Below are 25,211 nucleotides of genomic sequence, written 5' to 3' on the forward strand. Positions count from 1 at the left end.
TGCAGGACAGAACGATGCTGGGAAAGCGAACCGTCAGGCGATACGAAGACGAAAATCACACTACTGACGGAGAAAAAACCATGTCTATTACACTGCATACCCAGACCAGCGCCCCTAACTCCGCAGCGGCGACCAGCGTATCCCCGCTGGACCCGTCAGGCTCCTCAAAAACGAAATTTTATAAAACCAAAACCGATATTTATCAGACCGTTACCGACAACATCATTGCAGCACTTGAAGGAGGTGTAAAACCGTGGTCCTGCCCGTGGCAACGCGTATCGGGCATGTCTGGGCTACCATCCAATTACGCCACTGGCACAGCCTACAGTGGAATTAATATCATGCTGTTATGGTGCAGCGCGTCAAAACAGGGTTTTAGCGATTCCCGCTGGATGACTTACAGGCAGGCACAGGCAGCAGGTGGACAGGTTCGCAAGGGTGAACATGGCACTACAGCCATTTTCTACACAACACTGGAGAAGGAAAACGACGCCGGAGAAATCGACCAGATCCCAATGCTGAAAACTTTCACCGTGTTTAACGTTCAGCAAATCGACGGCTTGCCTCTGACAACGGAAACCGTCAGCCCGGAAGCGACATTTGCCCCGTTGCCGCAGGCTGAAAACCTGTTCAGGAAGAGCGGCGCAAACATCATTGAGAAAGGACAAAATGCTTTTTTCAGTCCATCAACAGATGAAGTCTGGCTACCGGAGCGCCGTCTCTTTTCGGATGCAGCTAATTTCTATGCTACTGGCCTGCATGAGCTGGTTCACTGGAGTGGTGGTAAAAAACGCCTGAACCGTGAAATGAAAGGGAAGTTTGGCAGTGCAGATTATGCGGAGGAGGAATTAGTGGCGGAGCTGGGAAGTGCCTTTCTGATGGCAGATTTGGGGATTGATGGAGAGGTACAACATGAAAGCTACATTGCTTCCTGGCTGGAAGCGCTGAAAAACGACAAACGCTATATTTTCAAAGCCGCTAGCTCCGCCTCTAAAGCGCATCGTTATCTGATGGATAAACTCTGAGGCCGGAGCCGGACAACCGCAAGGGAATGCGGTTACAGGGTATTTAACTGGCAACGCTGCAAGGCGCAGACTGAGGCGGAACGCAGCACAGCGAGTACCGAACAGTCTGCGCCTCGCAGTGGAATAAAATAATTCCGGCCTGGCGGTATCGCCGCCAGGCCGGTGAGGCCATCGTGATGGCCTGAGTAAAAGCTTACGTATAGCTGCCTAGTGACAGGTATTTCAGTTCATCAAGGGTATAAATGCGAAATACCCGGCGGTGACGTTCTTCCAACGGGACGTGCTGATGGTTGATGATGACGTGTTTGATGCTGCCAAACAGCAGTTCAAGCGCCCGTTTTTTCTGTAGGTCCGGTACGATATAAAAGACGTAAATCCAGTTCTTTTGTGTCCGGGCCAGCAAATGGCTGGCGATAATCGTCTGGTAGCGAGCTTTGGTTTTCAGGCGGCGCTCGGTTTCTACTGCGATGACCTGTCCGTCAGGGAGTGTGATGAGTCCATCTGGACGGTGTTTGACCTGATACTGGCTGAGGAACGTTGAGCGATCGCCGTTTACCCATCTGGATGCGCCTTTTTTCTCTAGAATGAGCCTAGCAACCTGATTATCAAGGTGGTGCTCCAGCGTCCAGCCAGTGATTTTTGATGGTTCAAAGCGTGCCGGGAAAATGTCATCGTCCGGCGTTAAAACGATAGCCAGTCCGTCGCTGGTTATGCCCCACAACGACATTTTCATCGTCCGTGATTCAAACACATGCTTTTGTATTAACCCCATTCGTTCAGTTTTTGTCAGCAGCGTATACAGTGATTTATGATCCCTGAAGCCAAACAGCAGCATCAGCGTTTTAAAGTCGCTGTAGGTTTCTTCCTTCAGGAAATTCAGCAGCCTTTTTATCTTTTCGCTGTTGCGGGCGGTGCGCTCGCTATGCGTTGCGATAAGCATTATGCCTCCTAAAAATTGAGCAAGGACGGTGTTTCGTCATCATCAGATCTCGGTTTTGCTGATTTACTTTCCCCTTCAAAGAAAAGATCGGGCCGGGTTGCCGCGACATTGGTTGTTGAAGCGGGTGTCGCTCCTTCCTCGTCGAAGTCCAGCGCGATTTTTGCCGGTGCTGCCGATGCGGCAATATCCGGAGAAACGGAATAGATCTCCAGCTCGCGTTTTTGTACCCTGATGGGGGAAATCAGTGAGGCCGAGGGAAGTGTTTTCGTTGTAAAGATAAAGCTGACAAAGTCGGGCAGGTTCAGGATCATATTGCTGTCGATAAAGAAACGCTCGGCCTGTCTGATAGTACGTTCACCGTCGATGGTTTCCGTCAGTACGGCATCAGTTTTGACTTTGCGGATTTCATCATCCACTAAGATGGTGCCAGACATTCTCGCTACCCATTCCGCTGTATCCGGGTCCATAACGCGGTATACCAGCTTGAATTTAGCGTTTTCAACGACTGCACCCACAACTGCATCGCCTTTTAAATCCGCTGGGCAGTCTTTTAAATCGGCAATGGACTGATGCGCCATAATAATATGTACGCCTTTATCCCGTGCTGCGCCTAACCCCTCCAGCGCCGGTTTTGACAGATGGTATTTTAATTCGTCGAGGAAGATGGCTATGGGGCGGGGCGTTTCTTTTACCCGGTCGCGCCGTTCTGCTAACTGGTACAGACGTACCAGCAGCATACGCTGTGCGGTAATAATTTTGCTGTTGCGCATCGAGCCGATGACATAACAGCAGCCGCCTTCATCAAAGATCTGTTTAAGTGAACATCCCTTTGGCGCGTTGATGGCATTGAGCAACGCCAATTCCTCAATTTTGCCGAAAAAAGCTTTAATATCTTCCGCGATGCCCTGAACATATTCACCGTTATAAACATCCCGGATGGTTGACGCGGTATTACGGCTGACAAATTGTGCCGCCATACGAGCAGCTTTCCGGTCGTCGATACGATAAAAGTCAGATTCCTGACCTTTTTCCGCCAAGCTGAATCCCGCAACAAACAATTCCTCCAGTTCGTCAGGCGTAATATTTTCAATCAGATTTAATTGGTATTGCGGTTTTCGCAGGTCAATTAAGGCAAAGGGTTTGCCTGCATCCTCGCAGGCCTTGCGGTAAAGATGCGGTGCCCATTCATCATCTTTTGGGTCCATAACAAAAATGCCTTCACCAGCCAGAATGCTTTGATAAAGCAATATGCCGGTTGCGACCCCTTTACCAGCTCCGGTGGTGCCGATAATATCCGCATGTTGTCTTTGCCAGTCTTTTAACGGGAGATACATCGGCTGTTGCTCTCTGTCCATCCCGATAAAAATACCCTTATTTAGGTTGATATAATCCAGCGGATTATAATGCAGCGTTTCCGGCAGTAGGGATTTTACCGTGCGAACATCGGTGCGTAATTCCCGTTCAAGACTGGTCTTTTTGATGAGTCGTTTTTTTATTTTATCCAGTTCAGGCGTTAATGCCCGGCGCAGACTAATATGGAGAATAAACCCTGCCACGGTAAATATAATTAATATTGACCAGTCCAGAATGGGAATGCGGGTAAGTATCCGAACGTTATAAAGCCACCTAAAAACGCTAATAAGTAAGGGACCCACCGTGCCAAACAGGAAACACAGCAGGGAAAAAGTAATGATCAGCTTTTTCCATAACGGGGCTTTCTGCCGATCGTCGCTTTTCATTGAAGCGAAAAACGGCAGGGTTAGTCCCGATAATAACGCCAGCACCAATTGATGCTGTTGCATAACATCAATAAAGGACAGCACATCATTCACTATCGGCGACAGTGAAACGGCAAGCTTATTTAACATCATGGTGCCTCCTTTGTCAGCGACTCGCCCCAACGCATCGCCCCATCAATTCGCCCCACGGTATTGGGCGAAAAGGCGGGGCGAACGTCTGGGGCGAAGAAGGTGACCGCTCTGCGGCCATGTGTCGGAAAGCATGCTTCCCTGCACGAAACAGCGTGCGCCAGTTCATGCGGGCTGGACGCCCTGATGAACTGTCACATGGGGGTAATGTCGCGGCTGGACGCCGCGCCAAAACCCCCAAGGTCAAAGGCGGCACACCGTCGCCCGCTACGCGCGACCACCCCCTTTGAGACGCCGTTTTTCGCCTATTTTTTCTTTTGTCCGTTCCGGCCAAGCGAAAAAATGGGAAAACGCCTTCAAAGCGGGTGGTCGCGCCACGCTACCGGCTTTTGGCCGGAGACTTAGCTGCGACGGTGTGCGGGGCAAGCCCCCCAAATAAACCGCTATCGTGGGCGATAGCTTTTCGCTCGCTGGGGCGGCGAAATTTATTCGGCTCCCCCAGTCTGCAAAATCCGCGTGGGCGCGGCTGTTTGCAGATGGGTTCGGCGACGCAAATTAGCTATTTCTGCGAAATTGAATTTACTCGCCTTACGCCACTTTTAAATTTCTGCTATTCGCATAAATTAAAAAGCCTAAAACCGTCACGACTGGTGCCGAGTTTGCCATCTCGATTTGACAGGGGAATCGGTAATAATCCAGATATTGTTATTACCGTTTTTCATTGATTTCAATTACGCACGCGGCCAAATTTATTAATTATCTGGTCGATAATTTTCGGGTCGGCTGATTTGCATTCGAGCAATAAGTCTCTTCGGGCATCGGCGGTACGGTTGGAGTGAAATCCGTGTTTGTTCTTTTTTACAACATTAAAGAAAGAGCTTTCAGCAGACTGACATCCATTTCCTCCGTCGTTACCGGTTGTTTTACCGTACAGACATAAAACAATTTCACAGGCATCAGCGGCCATTACGGAAGAGGGTAGTAGCAAACTCATGCAGAAAAGGCAGGTGGTGAATATGATTGTTTTCATATCAAATACCTTTATTGGGAGTGAAGGGGTTTAACTGTTCGTCTATCTGAATGTTTTCTTCATTTGATGGAGGTGTACAGGTTTGAAATAAATATCCCCCATTCGGCGAATATCACCGTGAATATCTACGCTGACGATGATATCTACGCATTTAAGTACCTTGCGTAACAGCACATCGAACGGGATATTTTTACAGTCAGGATTTTCATAACAGCGGTCAATGATCCCTTCAATACATTCTTCCGGGCTGCCTGCGTGCAGGGAGGTGATAAGGCCTTCATGCCCAGAGCCGATAATTTTCAGCGCATCCCACGCTTCCCGCCCACGAATTTCCGCCAGCAGAATCCGATCTGGATTCATTCGATAATTCGCTCTGATAAGTCTGCCGGGTGTGATAATCGCCTTGTCTCCGGCATCCGCCGGGTAAAACAGATGAACATAATTAGCGTGGTGGTAAAAACGGATTTCAGGATTATCTTCAATCGTGGTTAGCCTGAGATGTGACGGAATATAGTGCAGCAACGTCTTCATATAGGTGGTTTTACCGGAGCCGGTTTCACCAACAATAAAGATCGTTTTACCGTACTCGACGGCCTTTTCGATAAAGTGGGGAGTATCACCATTGTTGTAGCATCTGGTCAGTTCATCATCTTTGCTTTTGTTTCTCTCCTTACCCGCTATCCGGTTATAAAACCCGGCATCAATCCAGGACTGATGTGTTTTCTGCTCAAATGACGGATTTCGCAGCGTAATCGATACGGTATTCCGCTCACAGGCTGGGGGGATAATGGTCTGGACACGTTCACCTGATCCTAATGTTGCGGAAAGGATAGGGGAGGTATCATCGATATTATCCTCATTCCATGAGGCCAGTGCTTTGGCAAACGCATGGCACTGACGCAACGTAACCGGAGAATCATGCTTCTGCCATCGACCGTGTATTTTGGTGTGGATCTCTCCGGGGCGGTTAATGGCGATTTCCGTCAGGCCATCCAGTTTGAGATAATCGCCGAACAACTGGTTTTTCATAAAATCCAGCGACAGATTTTCAGCGCTCATACCACCTCTTTTTTAGACGTAGTTGATAAACGGAAGAGAAATCGATATCCGTACCGGTCATGATGCCGATCACATCGCCCTGATTGAGGTACATTGTGGGCGGGATATTGATGCTGTTTTCTAACGCCGTTTTCGCCATTTCTGACGCGGCAGCGCGAGTGTTTTCGGTGTAATCGGTATTGCGGTCTTTCCCCGGTGCTGAATCTGATGCGGCGGCAGCCACATCTTGTACGGTGCTCAACATCAACGCATTGCCGAACCGTTCCCAGAAATGGGTATCAATCCAGCCGCTAATCCCGGCCTCACCCAATGGACCGGTGGCTTCAGTATCAATCAGTGGGATTTGCAGGCTACCGGGTTCCGGTGTGCGTAATTCCGTCCAGATGACAAACATCCGGCTCCGGCCATGTTGCAGCGCCCCGGTGCGGTAGAACCCTCTGACGACGGTTCCGGCAGGGAGCAACTTCACGTAATGGTTGGCGCTGTAGACATCTTCACCGATGAGGCACGAAATACGACCACCCACGTCAGAGACAAAACGCTGCATCATTGAGCATGGAATATAGCGATCAACCGGAAGGTAAAGATTGGGATCGAGACCCAGTCGCCTAACGCTGGTCACTTTTGCGACACCGGGATTGGTGTCGTTAGCCTCTGTGCTAGGCGTTGTGGTGGTGTTCTTGCTCTGTGTGCTGCCAGAGGGGGCAGTTTCTGAATACTGTGCGTTGCTGCTCTGTACGGTATCTGAATCATTGCTTAACCCATCGACCAGTGCCGCCGCCTTATTTAAAGCAGGTGGCTCTGACGGTGGTGCAGTCTGTATTGGGGGATTATCTGTTGCGATTTCCTGTTTGTCCTGGCCGAACAGGCCGAACGGATTATTGTCCATGCCGAGGTTTTTACGCTCATGTTGTCTGGTATTGGCTGATGGCGGGACTGGGGTTTCAACCGACTTATCATCGCGTTGCTTTAATGCGACAAGGAAGCGATCACCACCCAATGCCAGTGCAATCAATGCGCCCAGACTCAGCAGGCTGACCAGCAGCGTCCGGGGGCTGGAGGCTTTTTTGAAGCGGGTCACTTCAGGTTGGCCGGGAGGTGTGTTTTGCTCTGGTGCCTGACTCGCCATCGCTGAACGGGCGCGTTCACGGGCTTCAGCCTCCAGCTCCGCCACGGTTTTTTCCGTTGTCTCTGAGTCTGCTTTATCAGTCATCTGGCCTCCAGTGTGACGACAGGTGAAACGGTGTCACCGCTGCCAACGGTGGCGTTGCCGAATGACGTATTCTCAATCCCGACTACCGAACCGCCATAGCGCAACACCAACTGTGGCGACATTGCCCGCACGACGACCACGGTGTGGTTTCCGTATTTGGTTATGCGGGGTGTTACGGTCTGTTCCTGCCCGTTAACGATCCGGAAGATTGACGGAAGGATTTTGACGGGAGAAAAACCGAGATAGATAAAGCGGCCATCATCATAAGTGAAATCTGGTGCAATCGATGCTGAACCGGCTGCGACTCGCTTGGTATAAAGCCAGTTACGCGGCGTGGTAGCCTGCTCGAAGGCTGTCGTTATCCGCTGCTTTTCCTGTGTTTCACGCAGGAGTTTCAGACGCACTGCGCTGGCTGCGTCTGCTTGCCTGCGCTCGTCATCCGGATAGCGAAAACGGATAATAAAGGCCTGAAAAGGCGAGTCATTCTCCAGTACGTTCAGTTCCAGACTGTAATCGCGCTTCGATGTCACGACAAAGAGATTGGTTCTCCACTCGCTCGCCGTTGGCAGAAACACTTTATTGACGTTGTTGCCGTTATCATCGGTTACCGGCTGGGTGATAGGGTTTGGACTGACACCGACTCGGTTATCACTTTTTGTGACTTTCCAGCCCTTTGGAAAGCCTGCCTGCGCGTCGATAACTTCTTCATCGTCATCAAACAGGAGTGTGGTGAGGTAGCCGGGGCGGGTGTTGACGATAGTCGCATTCTGGCTGTTATAGGTGACATTCTGCATTCGGCTGTCATATGTACTGGATCTCGGTATCGCCGCGCTCCAGACTGTGGATGACATCAGAAAGAGCCACAAGATCACTGTTGTTTTCAGCATCATTCACCCCTCAGTTCTTTATCGCGTTGGTAGCTGGTCACGATGAACCCCAGCGGGTTCACTTCTCGCTGGCTGTCTGTCAGTTGTTTGCGGGGGAGGTAGCGATAAGTCAGGCGAATGTTCCAGACATCTGTTTTAACCGAGTTATCGACAATGCGGCGGATAGTCCGTTTAACGCGTAAGGTCGCCAGATGGTCAGGATTTGTCGCGGTCGCGTGAACGTTGGAAATAATGTCGATAGACACGACATATTCCGCTTTATTGAAAATGATATCGGGTGCCTGATTGCTGTTAAATCCATCGAGATAATCCCTGTTCACGCTGTCGCTATTGAATAACTGCACATCGTCATAATCACGCTGGAGAGCAAAATAGTTATAGCCCTCGCGGAGCCTGACATAATGCGCCGCTAACGCCTGAGCCAGCGCTTGCTCTGTGGAAATATTCTGCTCTTTAATCCGGGTCATATATTCATAACGCCCGGTTTGTTTATCCACTGACCATAATTCGATTTCGGTGGTTTTCAGCGGCAGCAGAATAATCAGTGCAGTGATCGCCATTGCGGCCAGAGCAAACCCTATGGCCGCTATTCGCCACGCCATCTTTTTTTCCCGTTCATCCTTTTCCAGCAGGACAGATTCAAAGGCGCGGGATGACGCAATGATGTTTTCTGTTTCAGACATGCTTTGTCAGCTCCTGAATAATTGCGGGAGAATTAACTGGTTGAGGATCGCCAGATACCGGCGGGAGGTCGTGCCGATGCTGCGCACAGCCCGTGAGGACGCACAGCATCAGAAAGACGAGGCTGGATTTCATATCGATACCTATGTTTGTCGAAGACAGAAATACCATACCGATGGCGGTTGCCGCGGCATGAGATGGAGGGATGGGGTTAGAAGGAGATTAGCGGTTACGCTGTTGATTGAAACGCTTCATGCTATCGATAGAAGCCGCACGTTTTTGCCATGCGGATAGGGCTTTGCTGGTGCCTGCGGCGATAAGTGAACCTGTTGCAGTAGCGGCGCTGACGCCCGCTTTTGTCGCAAGTCGCGCACCTGTCGCACCGGCTTTCATGACCGGTTTCGCTGCGTCAGAAGACGGTTTCGCCAGCCCACGTAGACCGCCCATAGCGGCACCCTGTAGTGCTGCTTGAACGGCTACGCCACCTAATGCGTTCGCGATTTTTGCTGAAAACCAGATAATGACACCTGAAATAACACCCGCAACGCAGCACTGAACACCCAGTGTGATGATATTGGCGCTATCTGCAAAGTTAACCGCTTTATCTAATAAGCCATTGAGATAATTAATGACAATCCTGATGGATAACGCGGAAAACATAATCGTCAGGATCACCGTGAAGATAATTTTCAGCCAGTTGTTAAACATTGGAATAAGGAATCCATACAGCAGGCAGAAAATAAATAACGGTGCAGTGGTGGTCATTAATACAATGATAATTCCGGCTAACAGGTTAACTGCCGAACCAAATAGCAGAGTGACGATTGCACCTCCCCAGACCAGCAGTTGGGCAATACCGCCGTTGAGTTTTACATAGGTGGAATCATCCTGTTGATAAAGCTTTTGTCCTATCGTTTGCGCTTTCGCCCAGACGGTATCCAGTAACACCCAGACGTTGTCATCACCGCTGACGCCGTCGGTTAATCCGTTAATGGCCGAAATGGCTAAATCCAACCAACCATCGAGATTTAAAACGAACGTCATGATTAATAGCATTCGCCCGACATCCCATATGACATCTTCTACAGGCGTTTGGAGTTTTCCAGCCAGGGTTTGATAACCCCGATAAGTGACAAATAACGTGAAGGAGCTGACGGCGATAATGCTTACCATATCGCCGTACACGGAGGTTTGTCCCCGCAGTACGGCATGTAAACCGTCAGTGATCGTGTTGTTCATTCCAACAAACATACCACCTGACATAGATTACCCCTTTAATTCAAATCGGGAACCTTGGCATTTTCCTGACGGAGTTCAAATCGCGCTTCTCGTGCATTTTTGCAATCTTGGGAGTCATCGCCGGATGATTCACACGCTTTATATCGCTGGTTCATTTCATCCGGATGTTCTTTGTACCATTGCGTTGATTTCGGGTTATCACACCCCGACAGAAATAATGAGCTTAAAATAATCGGAAAAATGCAAAGTGACTTTTTCATTCTTACCCTCTCAATAATTAAAGTCAGGAATCGGAGCGGCGAGTTGTTGTTCATTGAATACTTTTTGCCGCTGTTGAGTCAACATCGCGGCTCGCTGTTCAGCCTGCTTGACTGACATTTCCCATTGGCTGGTTAATGCGTTCAATTGTACGCTTTTGGCTGCCACCGCGTTAGCTAGGTCCTGTGATTCTTTCGAGTCTTTGGCGTTGGCAATACGGTCGGATAAGTCTGATATATCGTTTAATGTGCTATTAATCTTGTTTTGAACATCGCTGGTATTCTCAATCGAGACCGCCTGATTGAGGACAAGTTGTTTGCAACTTTCCAGATAACGTTGCGATGAACTGGACTGATTACAAATATCGAACGATTGATATTTTTTATATAGGCGCTGAAGGTCAGAAGAATAATAACCGTTTGAGTTGGTCAGCAGGTCATCCAGTGAAATACCATTTTTACGAAGATGTTCGATATCGTTTTTTAGGTTTTTAGCATCGATGAGAAATCCCTGAATATCTCGTATACCTGTTGCGGTCGCTAATTGCTGCTTATAGGCATCAAGCTCGCTTTTATAATGGGTGACTGTGTCCTGCCATTGCTGGAGTTTCTGTACCCATTGGTTAATCGACTCGGTATTACTGGCGGCATCAAATACTGGGATACCGGCGCTTATCGCTGGTGTAGACATCAATAGCGATAATGCCAGACACATCTTTCTGGTTTGCATGGTGATGACCTCCGAGGTGAATATCAGATAGCGTGGTTAAGGAACGTTTCTTTCCAGTCTTGAGGGGACATGCCTTCCTGATAAATAGCATCAAATATTTTCAGGTTGTCTTCGCTGCCGCTCAGGATTTTGGTGATGTTTCCGAGGCCCGATAAATCCATCCTTGCCATGGCGACAAACGGGCGAGTTTCACCAGCACGCAGTGGTGTTTTCAGGACAACCATATAGTGCTCGCTCGGATCGAGGCTGCGAACAATGTCGTAAACGCTTTCAGGGACTTTTATTTTCTCCACGTAATCCGCACGGCTGGCCTTGGGATTGGCGAGAAAAATTTGGGTACTGCACTGCTCAATAATCGCCGGAGCGATGGGATGCCTGACGATTTCATCGGGTGACTGGGTGGCGGGAATAAAAATGCCGTTCAGTTTGCGGATCACCTTGAGCATGTTGAGGGAGAATTTAGAAAACTCCACATCAGCCAGCCATTTCCAGAACTCATCCATAAACATCACCAGTCGGCGACCATCTAACAGGCTGGTGACGCGGTACAGTAAGTAAAAGGTGATCGGCCCACGTATGTCGTCATCATCCAGGAATTCCGTACCGTCGATACCAAAGTTATCAATATTGCTGATGTTGAACGTGTCCTCCTCGTTATCGAACACCCAGCCAAACTCACCGCCCTGCGCCCACTGTTTCAGGCGTATACGCAGACCGTTAGTTCGGGCCTCCTTGGTCGGTGGTTCGGGCAACACTTCCAGCAATCGGGTAATACCATAACGGCGATATTCCGGCGGGTAGTCCAGCATGATGGTGTCCACCGCTGTGCTGATACGCTCTTCATCGCGGGGATCAAGTGGCTTACCGTCACGACGGCACAGCATCCGAATCAGTCGCTTGATAAAGCTGATATTCCGTCGTGTGGGAGCAAGTGAAAACGGGTTGAATCCGGTAGGGATACCTGTCCGGATACGGAAGTAGCGACCGCCCATCTGGCGGATCGACATTTCTGCCGCTCTGTCTTTATCAAAGTAAACGGTGGTCAGCCGTTTGATGGTGGCAGAGGTGGAAAATGTCGCCGGATTACGGTACTTCTGCATCAACTGTTTCATCATCGTCATCAGAAGGGTCTTTCCTGAACCGGTTTTACCGATGATGGCAGTATTCCCCGGCGTTTTCTCATTGAAGTCATTCCGTCCTGCCTGACTGTCATGCAAGTTCAGATAGTAACCGCCACCACCGGGGGATTTCAGAATGGCGATAGCCTCACCCCATGGATTGCCGTTGCGCTTGTGAGAATGAAAGTTGTGCAGACCCCCCATATCCGCGTAGTTCTGGCTACTGACCACCACCAGACGCGGTCGCAGCGAGTAGACGCCAGGGAGTTGAGCCAGATAAGCGGCAGGTAACGACAGCGTAGACAGGGATGTCATGATACCGAGATCGTTAAAAGGCTGCGCCAGCGCATTGGTCTCCTTTACCACTTGATCGGCACTGACCGACGAGACCAGCAGGGAGAAGTGATACTTGCCGCAAGACACATGCCCGGACTGGAGCAGATCGCGTAAGACGATCAATTCCTCACGCTGTGAAATGGCGTCATCGTCGGTTGAATTCAGCCGTTTTTCCGCCAGTCGGATATGATTTTGCGCTTCATCCCGTGCCATACAGGTAAAAGACTGCGTCAGTACATACTCGCTTTCGGCATACAGCAGCGCATCGAGCAGGCCGGTATAGGTCTCCGGTGAATAGTCTTTAATTTCCATACTGCGGAAGAAGTGGGAACCGCCGACCGTCTGACATTCGGCGGTATCGGTGGTGAAGAACACATCCGGCGTGCTGAGTGTGTGATAAAACGGTGTGCATGTCACCGCCACGTTCTGCCATTTGCCGCTAATCAGGCGATGGTAGAAAGCCAGTTGCGAAGAGTAAACCCGACCTTTTTCCTCATAGAGGCCCAATGGCTTTGCCACGTAACGTGACAGGGTGGTGTGGATGGCTTCATGGTGTTCCAGTATCCCTTTCAGCGCCTCTTTCCTTTTTCCGGCTGGCTGCGTCTTCATGACTTTTTTCTCTAGTGTGGAGAACGGGGCATAACAGACGGTGAAAAAAAGCCGATGCCGCCAGAGTGGTTTCTCTTTTAGTGGCTGGTAATAGCGTTCCGTGACTTCATCCGAAAAGGGAATGCCCGAATTGGCCTCAAAGCCATCCTGATATTTCTCCCGTATGCGGTGGATATAGAAGGTCATAGGTAGCCCTTCATACGAGCGGATCAGGTTGTTAAGGTGGCTTGCTAGCAATGTCAGATGATGTTCATCCTCACATTCAAAAACAGTACCGCCCAATTCCCAGGTAGCGACTAAATCACCGGCGCGATTTCTTATGATGTGAGGATGAATGTGGGAAGAGTAGGGAATGTATTTATCCAGTGTGATGCGTTCGTTTAATTTCATCTTATCGGTAAACTCCGAAACATCGACGGTGTCATAGTGGCTTGCCAGCACAGCACTGGCACCGAAATGGCGATTCGTGGCAAATCGCCCACGGGTTTTAAAGGCCAGCCACAGCAGTCCGAAATAATGAATATCCGTTCGAGCTTTTGCTTTCATTTCCAGCCAAGCTGGAATCAATAACAACGCAAGGTAATAGCTGATATAGACCGACAGCAGGACGATAGCCCCGCTGACGATCACGAACGGAACGAGAGGGATACCCATAATGGCGGCAGGGCGGGTCAGTGCTTTGTTCAAGGTGGTCATCGGTTCCCCCTAGGATGCCCAATAAGCACCAAAGCCCGATGCGCCGACAATCAGGATGGCTCCGATAATGACGTTGCGCATGTCATGCAAACTTTTACCGTCAAACAGCACTTTGTAACCCACCCACATGGTTGCCAGCGTGATCGTGACGGCGGCCAGTCCGAGCAAGCCGGTGGAGGTATTACTCAGTGTATCGTTGGCTTTATTAAATCCGCTCCCGGCTGCCAGCGTTTGGGTTGATATCAACAGGGAAGAAAACGCAGGCCAGTATTTACGTTTTTGCATCGTCATTGCTCCTCATTAATTACAGGTAGGGATACATCGCCGCGAAGGATGGCGTCGGGATAGTGCAAGGAGGTCAAAACCGGTATGGATTTATCGGTAAGCTCACCGCGTAGGACGGTGGGCGGATAATGAATATCTGAAGTGGATTGGCTGGTGGTACTACGCTTGAGATCTTCCCGCGTTGACGGGACCACATAGCCAATACGTTGGATATAACTGGTTTGGTTAAAGGCAGATTCTGGCTGCTGACCCGTATCGAAATTACCGGAATAGTAACAGCTGAGTGCTCTTTTCAACGTGCCACCTCGCTGGTAGCAATCGGTAAGAATGCGTTCAAAAACGGATAGATTGGTGCAGGGGTCTAACAAGTCATGGGCGGTCACGCCGTAATGCCTGAAATTAGTGCTGGTGATTTGCATCAGCCCGACCGAATAGCGGCGACCTTTTGCGACTACCTGGTTGATGATGTTGATGGCAGTTTGTTTGCTGGTGGGCTGATGAGAAATGACACCTGCACTGCCAGGTGTTCTCTCTTTCTTTGGCACAATCTCAGCGACAGCGTAAGGATTAAAGCTGGATTCTACTTTCGCCACATCAGACGCGGTGGATGGGTGAATTGTGGCGGCACACTGCATGACCGCCGCCAGAAAAGCAGTGGGTGAAAGCATGGTTGCCTCGGTAACAAATCTAGCCACACGTAGCCATCAGATAGTCGATGGCAAGGGCAAAGGAGGGTGAGTTGAGCGTTAATCTTGCTGGGGTGCCTGCGGCGTATCGCTATCGTCTCTCGGCTCAAGGAGAACCAGCTTACCGGAGACAGCAATACCGGGTGTCAGTACGATGTTCAATCCAGGTTTGCCGTTATGAGCGAACGCTACGCCGACCTTTGTCCAGTAAGTGTTTTTCTCTCCGTTAGAATTGGGCTGGTTTTCCTGCGTGACAAACACGTGATAGGTAGGTTTTCTCATGCTATTTCCTTTAATAAAAAGTCATGGTGAATTAACTCAATCGATCACATCCCAATTCTGCATTCCGGTTTCAACGGGTCAGCGAGAACATTCAGCGGCATCCTGAATTGTGGTTGCGTGACAGCCCGGTTCATATTTTTAAAGAGCAATACCCGCCCCGGACGAATAAACGTCCATAAAGCTCGCCAGTGGAAGGTGGCGCGATTAGCGTGCGATATCAGCGTCAGGATGAGAATGAGAAAATCAAAAAGGGGGTGAGAGAGAAAATGTGTAGTGTGGTGATTATTTGAAGGGTTGGCTTGGTTTTGAATTGTCGCTTATGGACATACCTAATATGACAGACAGCTTTGTGTCAAAAGGGGGAAATATTGGCTATTGCTGCATGCTTAATAGGTTTCACCGCTTGAACGTATCAGGCATTGCCTAAAATGCGTTGTTCATAGGATGGGGATTGAAGAAAATCCGCGAACATATCCTCTGATATATCTGTTAAATCTGTTGTAAATCACTTTTTTCCTTTCCTCGACCATGATTTAATTTCCTATTTTGCTGGCGTCTGTTATAAAGACGATCTCTAAATCTCAATAGGATAACTTATTGTTAAACAGAACTTCTATGAAAAAAATATGGAATTCATTAAATTTTGGTATCGCGAATTTTTTATTGTTCTATATGGCAATACTCTTCGTCACGCCGAAGAGAACGCAGCTATACCCCATTGTTATTTGGTTAGGTATGATTATCTTTAGCGGGCTAATTGTGCACTTTTACTGTAATAAAACATCGTTTAATCAATCTGTCACTCGCTTTCGGCATAATTATAAGAAAACGCCAAGGGCGGCATTATTTTCGACATTTTTGTTTTTGGTAACCTGTATTTCATTTAAAATTTCCAGCTATATTGGTATCGTCATTCAGAATACACTAATATTCATAACTGCAATATTAATTATCTACACTGTCGTATCCCATATAAAATCAATCGATAACAAAGAAAAAAGCATAGCTCTAAGAGTAAAGCTAGCAGTTAAGTATTCATGGCTAATCGTCTCATTGATCTCATACTATCTCGCACGTTCGCTAACATCTAATTCATTGGATATTCCTTTTGACACCACACTCAATAAGCTCATAACTGTAGTTACAGCGTTATTTTTTATTTTTATCTTCTATTATGTTATTTACTTTGTTTTTATTGCTGTTTTATCTTCTATCACCTCGAAAGCAAAAAAAGTAAAGAAGAAATCCTCTTTTGATATTAACTATTCAATGTCGATTTTTGCTCCGCTGTTTATTATTGGCTATATTTCATATATTGCATTTAATGTACAAGCGCTTTCTATCATCAAATTCGGTTTCGAATTGGCCATGAAATATGATACGCGCGACACTTTTTTTTGCAATGATACATATATGTTGCTTAGCGAACATCCTAATGCCCGTTTTATGTTTATCTCTGAAGGAAACTATCGCGCATTAATACCACATCATGATGACTATACATTCTCACGTTTAACCTGCACGAATAGTAAACCTTTCTATTATCTAGTTAGAGTAAAGGATAAAAAAGACCTCATGCTAGCTGTTTTGGAAAAGCGGGCAGAGGCGCTTGCCAGTGACATGAAGGCGATAATGTCCCCGAATGTTCGATAACGCACATCATTGCGGTGAAGATGCTTTCCAGACGCCAGTCGAGATCTTTAGCCAGCTAACGTAACCGTCAGGATGTATATAACCTGTCGCACAGCCAAGTTTGCTGAAACCCGCTAGCGTCAGGCTGAAGTTGTAGGTCCTCTTCGACGATGAATGTGGTCATGGCTGAACTGGGAAGAGGGTCTCCTCTCCAAACTGAAGGGGTTGCTATGTGCCAAGAGAGGACGTTCAAAGTTACGAACGTGTCAGCCTCGCAGACCTGATTAAACCTTTCTAAAAAATGGCCGTCTGAATTTCGGTTATGCCGTTTTTTTGTGAATGCTTAGTTTCATTGAGATCTAGCATAGCGAAGAGGTTACTTAGTCATACAAGGGAGGGGCTGGGATTGGTAAAACCTATAAGTTCAAGGCTGCGACGCTGCGTCACGGCGACAATAGCCTGTGTAATATACGAAACTGTTTCTGTCGCCTTGATGCGCTGTCGCGCATTAAAAATTGCCTTAGCGATAAGTGAGCGTTATGTTTAAGGGGTTTGATGGCCATTGGTCATCCAACCTTTAAGTTAAATATGATGTCATTCAATACTGATTCTGCTGTTTCCTAAAAATCAGATTATTAAAGGAGATTGAATTGGAATTTAATATATGGAAGTACAAGTTTAGTGTTTCGCGCCAGAAAGAATCCCGCATACCTCCTGACAAGGTACTGTTCGACCGTTTACATCTCAACGGTTTACTTCGCCCTTATTTTGATAATAAAGCCTCCAATATAGGGATTTTGCTATCGCAGATAAGCATCCTTGTAACTATTGGTTACACTATGCTCGTGTCCGACATCGGCTCTAAATGGGGTATCGATGAGAATGTGTGGATCTTTTTATCCTTAACTTTTTTTGGGGCACTCTTAGTATGGTTTTCGTATATCATTTACAAAATATTAAAAACCCCAAGTTTTGAAGATTTTTTGCAGAAGTTGATAGACCAATCACAAACTAAAGAAGATAGACGCTTCGCATTTTTATTATTAGCTAAAGATACTGAATCGTCTTTAAGAATATTAGTTGAATATTCAAATACGTGGAAATGCTGGCTATTGCCTAACTTCGGAAAGCGCGCGTCTTCGGATATTCAAACGAATGATGAATTGTGTAATGCATTAGCGACAAAATGGGCTGCTAAGGGCAGTGACATTAAACTATCAACACTCAAAGATGATTTAATAAGCACGAAATTATCATTAAAAAATGGGAAGCTCACCACTTATTACTTCGATATTTTCTTTGTGGAAATTTCAGACAGTCTTGCAAAAAAGATGAATGATAGGGAGTTTATTCTTCCTGCAGGTAAGTATGCATGGATGACCATTCATGACTTGCGAAATCATCAGTATACATTAGAAAGGAACGGAGATGTTATCGATCATCTCGAACAACAATTTGCATACGGCTCACCCGGTGTATCTATGAAACCAGCAGTGGAGCTTAAGCAATGAAAAGATTAATAGATAATCTCAGCAAGAAAAACAATGTAGTACTTAAACAACAAGAACTTGTAGATATGCTCACTAGGTATACTAGCCCAATTGAAATACAAGAATATTTGGGTGATTTATTAAGTAAAGGTGAGTTAAATATTACCGGATACGAACATCAGCTTGGCTTTTATAAATTTATAGTTGCAGATGTCGGTGGAAGGTACCCGCGTCGGGTCCGCCTGCATTTTTGGAGACGTGGACAAATAGAGAAAGATATTCATGATCACATCGCGTCTTTTGCTTCTATAATATTACAAGGGTCCTTGACTTCTACTAAATTTAGCATCAGTGATCTTGGTGATGAATATTATAGACAGGGTTTCGTAGCAGTAGGAGATAGATGTGAACCAAGTGCAGAAAGCGCACAAACGATAAAATTAATTCCAAATAGCAAGTCTACAATTAAAATGGGTGATGTTTATTACTTAAATTTCAATGAGTTACATTGCGTGGAGCCTTTATCAATTTGTACAATTTCCTTAATACTGCAAGATTCTCCAGTTGATCGTAATATCCACGTATATAGGGCAAGACAATCTACCAATGAAGTTAGAAAGTCATCAAGATCTTTATATATTGATGAAAAGAGAAGAATCTTGGAGGAAATGCACTTTCAATTAGGTGAAAAGAATGTTGATGAATGATATTGGAGAAAAGGAATTCTTGCGTTCCATTCTCCCTGGCTTGATTAAATCAGATAAATTTCTTAATGGTTTTGGAAATGATGCGAGCGTAGTTGATATCGGCCTTCCCGATATTGCAATTGCTTTCAAAATTGATCGTGCAGCTAAACCCATAGCAGCATATAAAGGCTGGGCTAGCTTTCAAATGTGGGGGCGTTTAGCTGTAACGGCCAATATTAGCGATATTCTTGCTGTTGGAGCTACACCAACTGGGTTTATGCTTTCCATCACTGTACCCGGCACTTGGAGTGCTTCAGACGTTGAAGAGATTATTAAAGGGGCTGAGATAGCTTGTCAGGAAAAAGGCGTAGCGTTCGTTGGTGGTGATACAAAAGAAGGTAGAGAAGCTAATGTAGTGGGGGCAGCGTTCGGAACAATACAGAAAGACATGATTGTCAGCAGGAGGGCCGCAGAAGAAGAAAACACTGTACTCCTCGCTGGCCGTCTGGGAGGATTTGCATCTTCTTATTTATTACGCACCAAAGCAAGAAATAAGAGTAGCGAAATCCTAGAATCTCTCGCGCTACCAACCTGCGTTTGGGATGAAGCTAGATATCTATTTTCTCACGGCGGAGTGACAGCTGCAGTAGATCTAAGTGATGGACTTGCCGAAGGATTGAATCTACTTAGCAAAAATGGATTGGCACCCCTTATTAATATTGATTTATTACCCCTACATCATTTAGCTAGACTGGCTTCAAATGAATTATGTATTGAGAAATCTAACTTTGCTTTTACTGTAGGTGATTGGGGAATTCTTTTTGCAATGTCAAAAAGCACTGCTGAAAGCGCAATAGCATCGATGCCAGCAGGTCTTGATATAACAGAGGTTGGAACCATTGTAAAAGCAGATAAGGCTGGATATTTTTCTGTCAAAACTGGTATGAAATACGAGTTAACTTTAGATTTAACAAATGAGCATTTCCGCCGAACCATGGAGAAAGAAAAAGACTATTTTTCTGAACTTACAAAATTCTCTTTTCTCAAGGGTAAAGCTCAGTTGTAAATTATGGTTTCGATAGGCAATTGGCTTTGTTGAAAAAAATTCTTGACCGGAATCAGGAGTAGAACACTACATTTCTGAGCCGGTAAGATTCGGTGGATCTTACCGGCTCTGCTTTAGCGCAGTAGGGCTTGGCTCCCCGGCAACGCCGGGGGAGCCAGAGGGGCCATCGAGATGTTGATACTAATGTCCGCTTTGTGCTGTGAGTTCAATGGGTCGATGCAACGCTATCCTTAATCAAGGAGGGACGTTGCTATGAAACGAAGAACGCGGATTAACTACACGCCAGAGCAAAAAGCGATTATCTGGGACAGATATAAGCAAGGTGATTCCCTGCATGACATCGCCAGAATGTTCGACAGATATCATTCTTCTATCATGCCCACTATCCACCAGACTGGTGGATACCGTCCCCCAGTGAGAAAGCGGCACCGGTTAGCGCTTTCGCTTGATGAAAGAGAGGAGATATCCAGAGGGTTGGTAGCAAAATGTAGCATCAGAGATATCGCTGACAAATTATCAAGAGCCCCCTCAACGATTAGCCGTGAGATCAAGAGGCACGGAAGTGCAAAACAATACCGTGCAGCAAAAGCGGAGACAGCTGCGTGGGAAAGTGCCCTGAGACTAAAACCTTGCAAGCTAATTGAAAGCCCCACATTTGTAAAATCATTGCAGAGAAGATGTATCAGGACTGGTCGCCGGAACAAATTGCCGGTTGGCTGAAACGCTGTTATCCAGATAATCAGAAAATGCATGTGTCATACGAAACGATTTATAAAACGCTTTTTATACAAACCCGGGGAGCATTGAAAAAAGAACTACAGCAATGCCTCCGAAGCGGAAGAGCAGTGCGCAGATCCAGAACGTCATCGCTTAAAGGGAAAGGATTAGGGTCAATTCCGAATGCGATACCTATCAGCGAAAGGCCACCTGAAGCCGCAGACAGAGCCATACCGGGTCAATGGGAAGGAGACCTGATCTAGGGCTCGAAAAACTCCTATATCGTCACCCTCGTAGAACGTCATTCCCGTTTTGTTATGCTGGCCAAAATCAGAGACAACAAGACCATAACGGTAATATCTGCACTCATCAGACAAGCCCGGGAATTACCTGTTGAGCTTTATAAAACACTAACATGGGACCGGGGGGCTGAAATGACCAGCCACACCCGGTTTACTGTAGCCACAGATATTCAGATTTATTTCTGTGATCCTCAATCTCCCTGGCAACGTGGCTCAAATGAAAATACAAACAGATTACTCAGACAGTATTTTCCAAAAGGAACTGACTTATCGGTTCATAGCCAACAAAGACTAAACAGTGTTGCCAGACAGCTCAATGAGAGGCCGAGAAAAACGCTACACTATGAATCACCCGCAGAGCGGTTCAATAAGTGTGTTGAATCCATAGGCTGAACCCACAGCTCGTTGCCGACTGTCAGGTTCTATTGAGTTTTAACACAGAACACTACTAGGGCGAGTCTGAGCCTACACAGATAAGTAATAATGGTGGCACGATTCCTGTTCAGTTCTTCACTGTTTAAAATATGCATATCGATTTACCCAGATGATAAAAAACGCGCAGAGAAGGGCATTTCTCTGCGCATATTTTTGCATATAATCAGCGTTGACGGCGCTCAAGAATAATCTGGCATTCCGTACAGGTTGTCACGCCCGGAAGGGTTTTCCTCCGCTGCTCGGGAATGGGTTCACCGCACAAGCGACAGTAATGTAATGAGGGGGTAGTTGCTGGCTTGAAACGGTTCTGTTCAATCATCTCTTCCAGACGTTGCTCATTAAATTCCTGATCGCGATCGATCTCATCTGGCATGCGATGTCCTCCTGTTCAGAGCTTCTTTCTCACAAAGGGCGATACGGTTCCAGACGGCGGTCAGGGAAGGTCCTTTTTCCCTAGAGGATAAGGATTCAGTAACCTGCATCATTGTTTCCAGCGCGTCAGATGTATCAAGGTTTTCAGAGCGGTTCTTTTTCCATGACAGCCAAATTTCTGCATCAATGTCTTCATCTGGAATAGGCGTTCGGCCATAAGGGATGGTGACACCCAGCAACCGGCGGCGAGCGCAGACTTCATTTGAGGTGAGGCCAAAAAAATGATTCAGGAGTGCAATAGATCCACCCAATCTGATGGCACGATTTATCTGTCGCTGGCGTTGCGCTTCCTGGTGGGACAGCGTCAGGATCTGTTGTAGAACGTCGTGACGGACAGTGATCGACATAAACTGTGCCGATGCCCGGCTGACGATAAACAGTTCGTCGAGGGATAGTTGATTGAGGGCATTCAATTCGTCGAATGTGAATCCTAACGTTTCACAATAACGAAAATTGCCTTCTTTGAGCGCGGTAAGGGCGTTTGTTAATACCGCGTAATTCAGTGAGGGGAACATAATGCTATATCTCCCTTCAGCGCGTTAAGCGGTTAGATAATTTGAAGTTAATCCATTCGTCAATTTCAGATTCAAGCCAAGCCACACTGGCAGGTCCAATCTTTATTGAAGAGGGAAAGGCACCTTCTTTCATGTACAAGTAGATTTGCGAGCGTTTCAGGCCGGTTTTTACTTCCACTTGTTTCAGACGTAATAACTGATGCGATGTCATAAATACCTCCAGTGCAGAAATGGGATATGCCCGGAGATGACAAAAAAACACAGTGAGGAAAGGAGTGAAAGTTGAAGAGCCCGTATTACGGACACCACAATCCTTAATACGGGTTTTTAGATTGGAGCTGTAATGTCATTTTAATTGGGTGCTTAAACGGACGTCGGTGAACCACGTTCAAGTGCCGTCTTTAACGTATCGCCGCTGAATCGGTCGGTCATGCCTTCGTCTGATGCCCATTGTTCAAAGATGGACAGAAGCTTATAAGGTTGCCTAATTAATGGGCTGATAGCTTCATTTTTTTTACAGGCAAGCCAGAACAGTCTGGATAATGGCGTGGATATACGTGTCGAGGAGGGGGGAGAGGTATCGTTTTTGGCGGGCATGTTAATTAATTTCTCAAGTTCAGCATGTTTGATGACAAAACAGGCATCCTTTGGCAAATCATGAATCGGAAAATATTCTCTATGGCTATACTGCTTTGTTTTCTGGTATGGGATTTTTTCAGTAATATGTGATGCAATATTTTTAGGAAGTCTCATGGTTTGCTGTTTTATCCTTTCGCGATACCTGATTTTCTCAAATATTTGAAAGTGATCGTCGCCGATATTGACAGTAAGACCATAGTTAACGTGATTTTCTCCGATTACGGGTAGTGGAATACCCAGAGATCTCGCTAATAAACGTTGAACCAGAACGTATTCATAGCCGATAAGCGCTGTATCAATCACTTGTTGAGTGGGGTAAGTATATTTACCCTCGGTGGTGACGATTAAGTTTCTGTTATTGATGAAACAGTTCTTTTCGAGAATGCATAGCTGGTTAATCAAATAATTGTCTATAGGCTTAAGTTTTGCCTTAGCATTTGATGTTTTGATTCTTCGTAAGATGACTGGAGATTGGAAGTAGATCGAAAGGTTGATATCTCCGTATAAGGCATGGCGATAAATATCAGCTTCTGTTAACAGTGAGTTTCTTATCTGAGCCGCGATAACTATGGCTTCTGGTATCGTAATCCAGTTAAATTCATTGCTCTTGGTATTGAAAATCCTATTTTTCATTATCATGATTCATCTCCTTTATATGAAAATGATATATTGCATAGGTAGCTAACGTTTCCTTATGCAGCCATGACGTATAGATAGGATTCTGAAAATGAGGAATAGGATTAGTGAGGGGTTGTTGGGATAACGATGAGGTTATTGATCGCTTTTCGCTGGTCGTCACAAAAAATGTCTAAATTAGGAAGCCATCACCAAACGAGCGATCTTGATTATGTCGATTTTTACTCCACGCGTTGCCGGTTTTGTTCAGGTCAACACAGTCAAAGCTCTGTATCAAAAAAGAAGGGACATACCCTGAATCAGGCATATCAATTGGTTCGAGGTAATTAACGAACCAATTGATGATGTGGTACGGTTGAAACGAGTTGAGATAAGAACTTGTTTTCCCTGATTGTTGGCGTTTAAGCCCAGCAAATGATCTAATTGTTTTTATGACGAATTTCTCGCGGAATGCGCTGCCCTTGTGAATCGAAATAACGATTCGGCCAGATTTCACTCGCTGGAATGCCCAGTGCGTCTGCGATCAGTCGTTCACCTTTCGGCCACGGTCGGTTTAGTGCATTTGCAAGCGTTGATGAACTAAGACCCGCCTCACGTGATACGGCTGCTAATGTCGTCTTTCGTTTACGCAAGGCTGCAATGATATCGGCAGGATGCCAGTCCATTCGTTGTTCCTGTTGTTCAATGTTCATACTTCCTCCTCTTGGATTAAAACTTTACTTCTTCCAGTAAACTATATCTTTATTATGGGTGAAAAAACAACCAAAAATAAAGATAAAATTTATTTAGGAAAGAAATGCTTCAAGAAGGGCTTACTGAGAGAAGCGATAATCAGTCTATGTTGATCAGTACAGTGGATAACACCGTGATTGGTAAGCGATTAAGACTAGCCCGAGTGAACAAGGGATTAAAGCAGGCAGAGCTCGGTTGCCTCGCTGGCCTGGATGAGGAAACGGCAAGCTCTCGTGTGAGCCAATATGAAAGAGAAGTCAGTGCACCAGATTTTGGGTTGGTTTCTCGGTTTGCTACAGTGCTGGATGTTCCTGAAGCGTATTTCTATGCCGTCGATGACGATCTCGCCACCTTGATCTTACAGTATCACCGTTTCAAGAAAGCCAACCCAAACTCCACGCTGCTCATCACACCTCAGTAAGATTGGTGCCCTAATGCGTCTGGTGTTCAATTCCGGTGCACTTACCCTTCTAAATTTAATTATTCCTACTCTCAATGAATTAAATCTTCATTTTTGGGTTTAAAATAACCAAAAATAAATTTTAAATTTACTAGGTGAAGAACCACTTCAAGAGAGGCATAGCGGGAACGGCGATAATCGGCTTATGTTAATCTGCGAAGCAGGTAATGCCGTGATTGGTAAACGATTAAGATTGGCCCGAGTGAATGCAGGATTAAAACAGGTCGAGCTCGGTTGTCTCGCTGGGCTGGATGAAGAGACAGCGAGTTCTCGCGTAAGCCAATATGAAAGGGAAGTCAGTTCGCCGGATTTTGGTCTGGTTTGCCGTTTTGCAGCGGTGCTGGATGTGCCGGAAGCCTATTTTTATGCTGTCGATGAAGATCTCGCAACGCTAATCTTGCAGTACCATCGTTATAAGAAAAGTAACCCTAATTCTACGTTGTTGATTACCCCGCAATAGACCTTCATTCCTGTATCTGGCCTGAGTAATTTCCTGACGTTTCTAGATTTTTTGTGAAATGCTGAGGG

The 25,211-nt window shown here is 46.5% G+C and carries 26 protein-coding genes and 1 pseudogene; 8 read left to right on the forward strand and 19 right to left on the reverse strand.

What is annotated here, in order from left to right; genetic code table 11:
- Window positions 1–80: 80 nt before the first annotated feature.
- The gene (locus RFN81_RS02940) at window positions 81–1,025 is read left to right on the forward strand and encodes an ArdC family protein (RefSeq protein ID WP_264497711.1); all 945 of its coding nucleotides are present in this window, start codon (window positions 81–83) and stop codon (window positions 1,023–1,025) included.
- Between the two features lie 193 nt (window positions 1,026–1,218).
- Here RFN81_RS02940 and mobC read toward each other — a convergent pair whose 3' ends face one another.
- The 14 genes from mobC to RFN81_RS03010 all read right to left on the reverse strand — a co-directional run bounded on the left by mobC (window position 1,219) and on the right by RFN81_RS03010 (window position 14,941).
- The gene (gene mobC / locus RFN81_RS02945; RefSeq protein WP_264497712.1) at window positions 1,219–1,965 is read right to left on the reverse strand and encodes a MobC family replication-relaxation protein; all 747 of its coding nucleotides are present in this window, start codon (window positions 1,963–1,965) and stop codon (window positions 1,219–1,221) included.
- 8 nt (window positions 1,966–1,973) lie between these two features.
- A complete protein-coding gene (locus tag RFN81_RS02950; protein WP_264497713.1) occupies window positions 1,974–3,836 on the reverse strand; it encodes a type IV secretory system conjugative DNA transfer family protein in 1,863 nt (620 codons plus the stop codon).
- 724 nt (window positions 3,837–4,560) lie between these two features.
- On the reverse strand, window positions 4,561–4,863 hold the full coding sequence (locus RFN81_RS02955) for a conjugal transfer protein (RefSeq protein ID WP_264497714.1): 303 nt from the start codon (window positions 4,861–4,863) through the stop codon (window positions 4,561–4,563).
- 42 nt (window positions 4,864–4,905) lie between these two features.
- Window positions 4,906–5,922: a P-type DNA transfer ATPase VirB11 gene (gene virB11, locus RFN81_RS02960; RefSeq protein WP_264497715.1), complete on the reverse strand. Its 1,017-nt coding sequence runs from the start codon at window positions 5,920–5,922 to the stop codon at window positions 4,906–4,908.
- Entirely contained in the window at window positions 5,912–7,135 is a 1,224-nt protein-coding gene (virB10, locus tag RFN81_RS02965) for a VirB10/TraB/TrbI family type IV secretion system protein (RefSeq protein ID WP_264497716.1), read from the reverse strand. Before virB10 ends, virB11 begins: the two co-directional genes overlap by 11 nt.
- Window positions 7,132–8,025, reverse strand: coding sequence for a P-type conjugative transfer protein VirB9 (virB9, locus tag RFN81_RS02970; protein WP_264497717.1), 894 nt, complete (start codon window positions 8,023–8,025; stop codon window positions 7,132–7,134). Before virB9 ends, virB10 begins: the two co-directional genes overlap by 4 nt.
- Entirely contained in the window at window positions 8,022–8,705 is a 684-nt protein-coding gene (locus tag RFN81_RS02975; protein ID WP_264497718.1) for a virB8 family protein, read from the reverse strand. The genes virB9 and RFN81_RS02975 overlap by 4 nt, the downstream gene beginning before the upstream one ends.
- Window positions 8,706–8,925: 220 nt before the next feature.
- Window positions 8,926–9,966 (reverse strand): type IV secretion system protein, encoded by a 1,041-nt coding sequence (locus tag RFN81_RS02980; RefSeq protein WP_264497719.1) that lies wholly within the window; start codon window positions 9,964–9,966, stop codon window positions 8,926–8,928.
- Between the two features lie 11 nt (window positions 9,967–9,977).
- Window positions 9,978–10,202, reverse strand: coding sequence for an EexN family lipoprotein (locus tag RFN81_RS02985; protein ID WP_264497720.1), 225 nt, complete (start codon window positions 10,200–10,202; stop codon window positions 9,978–9,980).
- A 10-nt stretch (window positions 10,203–10,212) separates the two neighbouring features.
- On the reverse strand, window positions 10,213–10,929 hold the full coding sequence (locus RFN81_RS02990; RefSeq protein WP_264497721.1) for a type IV secretion system protein: 717 nt from the start codon (window positions 10,927–10,929) through the stop codon (window positions 10,213–10,215).
- A gap of 23 nt (window positions 10,930–10,952) precedes the next feature.
- Window positions 10,953–13,688, reverse strand: coding sequence for a VirB3 family type IV secretion system protein (locus tag RFN81_RS02995; protein WP_264497722.1), 2,736 nt, complete (start codon window positions 13,686–13,688; stop codon window positions 10,953–10,955).
- Window positions 13,689–13,697: 9 nt separating this feature from the next.
- On the reverse strand, window positions 13,698–13,979 hold the full coding sequence (locus tag RFN81_RS03000) for a TrbC/VirB2 family protein (RefSeq protein ID WP_107332632.1): 282 nt from the start codon (window positions 13,977–13,979) through the stop codon (window positions 13,698–13,700).
- Window positions 13,976–14,641 carry a lytic transglycosylase domain-containing protein gene (locus RFN81_RS03005; RefSeq protein ID WP_264497723.1) on the reverse strand — a complete coding sequence of 222 codons (666 nt, stop codon included), beginning with the start codon at window positions 14,639–14,641 and terminating at the stop codon, window positions 13,976–13,978. Before RFN81_RS03005 ends, RFN81_RS03000 begins: the two co-directional genes overlap by 4 nt.
- Window positions 14,642–14,719: 78 nt before the next feature.
- Window positions 14,720–14,941: a hypothetical protein gene (locus tag RFN81_RS03010; RefSeq protein WP_205947880.1), complete on the reverse strand. Its 222-nt coding sequence runs from the start codon at window positions 14,939–14,941 to the stop codon at window positions 14,720–14,722.
- A 615-nt stretch (window positions 14,942–15,556) separates the two neighbouring features.
- Here RFN81_RS03010 and RFN81_RS03015 point away from each other — a divergent pair.
- The 5 genes and pseudogenes from RFN81_RS03015 (at window position 15,557) to RFN81_RS03035 (ending at window position 21,227) form a co-directional block, all read left to right on the forward strand.
- Window positions 15,557–16,594, forward strand: coding sequence for a hypothetical protein (locus RFN81_RS03015; protein ID WP_264497724.1), 1,038 nt, complete (start codon window positions 15,557–15,559; stop codon window positions 16,592–16,594).
- Between the two features lie 629 nt (window positions 16,595–17,223).
- Window positions 17,224–18,084, forward strand: coding sequence for a hypothetical protein (locus RFN81_RS03020; protein ID WP_264497725.1), 861 nt, complete (start codon window positions 17,224–17,226; stop codon window positions 18,082–18,084).
- On the forward strand, window positions 18,081–18,770 hold the full coding sequence (locus RFN81_RS03025) for a hypothetical protein (RefSeq protein WP_264497726.1): 690 nt from the start codon (window positions 18,081–18,083) through the stop codon (window positions 18,768–18,770). The genes RFN81_RS03020 and RFN81_RS03025 overlap by 4 nt, the downstream gene beginning before the upstream one ends.
- Complete coding sequence (locus RFN81_RS03030) at window positions 18,757–19,815, forward strand: thiamine-phosphate kinase (protein WP_264497727.1); 1,059 nt, start codon at window positions 18,757–18,759, stop codon at window positions 19,813–19,815. The genes RFN81_RS03025 and RFN81_RS03030 overlap by 14 nt, the downstream gene beginning before the upstream one ends.
- A gap of 252 nt (window positions 19,816–20,067) precedes the next feature.
- Window positions 20,068–21,227 (forward strand): annotated as a pseudogene (locus RFN81_RS03035) (IS30 family transposase).
- A 205-nt stretch (window positions 21,228–21,432) separates the two neighbouring features.
- Here RFN81_RS03035 and RFN81_RS03040 read toward each other — a convergent pair.
- The 5 genes from RFN81_RS03040 to RFN81_RS03060 form a co-directional block, all read right to left on the reverse strand.
- Window positions 21,433–21,642, reverse strand: coding sequence for a TraR/DksA family transcriptional regulator (locus tag RFN81_RS03040; RefSeq protein ID WP_264497728.1), 210 nt, complete (start codon window positions 21,640–21,642; stop codon window positions 21,433–21,435).
- Window positions 21,632–22,216, reverse strand: a complete 585-nt coding sequence (locus tag RFN81_RS03045) for a DUF2857 domain-containing protein (protein ID WP_264497729.1) — start codon at window positions 22,214–22,216, stop codon at window positions 21,632–21,634. Before RFN81_RS03045 ends, RFN81_RS03040 begins: the two co-directional genes overlap by 11 nt.
- A 16-nt stretch (window positions 22,217–22,232) precedes the next feature.
- The gene (locus tag RFN81_RS03050) at window positions 22,233–22,427 is read right to left on the reverse strand and encodes an AlpA family transcriptional regulator (protein WP_025918863.1); all 195 of its coding nucleotides are present in this window, start codon (window positions 22,425–22,427) and stop codon (window positions 22,233–22,235) included.
- Window positions 22,428–22,579: 152 nt separating this feature from the next.
- Window positions 22,580–23,494, reverse strand: coding sequence for a hypothetical protein (locus RFN81_RS03055; protein ID WP_264497730.1), 915 nt, complete (start codon window positions 23,492–23,494; stop codon window positions 22,580–22,582).
- Between the two features lie 416 nt (window positions 23,495–23,910).
- A complete protein-coding gene (locus tag RFN81_RS03060) occupies window positions 23,911–24,183 on the reverse strand; it encodes a helix-turn-helix domain-containing protein (RefSeq protein ID WP_014699383.1) in 273 nt (90 codons plus the stop codon).
- Window positions 24,184–24,329: 146 nt separating this feature from the next.
- Here RFN81_RS03060 and RFN81_RS03065 point away from each other — a divergent pair, with 146 nt between their 5' ends.
- Window positions 24,330–24,644, forward strand: a complete 315-nt coding sequence (locus RFN81_RS03065; protein ID WP_025918866.1) for a helix-turn-helix domain-containing protein — start codon at window positions 24,330–24,332, stop codon at window positions 24,642–24,644.
- A 184-nt stretch (window positions 24,645–24,828) separates the two neighbouring features.
- Complete coding sequence (locus RFN81_RS03070; RefSeq protein WP_039516912.1) at window positions 24,829–25,143, forward strand: helix-turn-helix domain-containing protein; 315 nt, start codon at window positions 24,829–24,831, stop codon at window positions 25,141–25,143.
- Window positions 25,144–25,211: the final 68 nt, after the last annotated feature.

Source organism: Pectobacterium cacticida, from assembly GCF_036885195.1.
GTDB classification, from domain to species: Bacteria; Pseudomonadota; Gammaproteobacteria; order Enterobacterales; family Enterobacteriaceae; genus Pectobacterium; species Pectobacterium cacticida.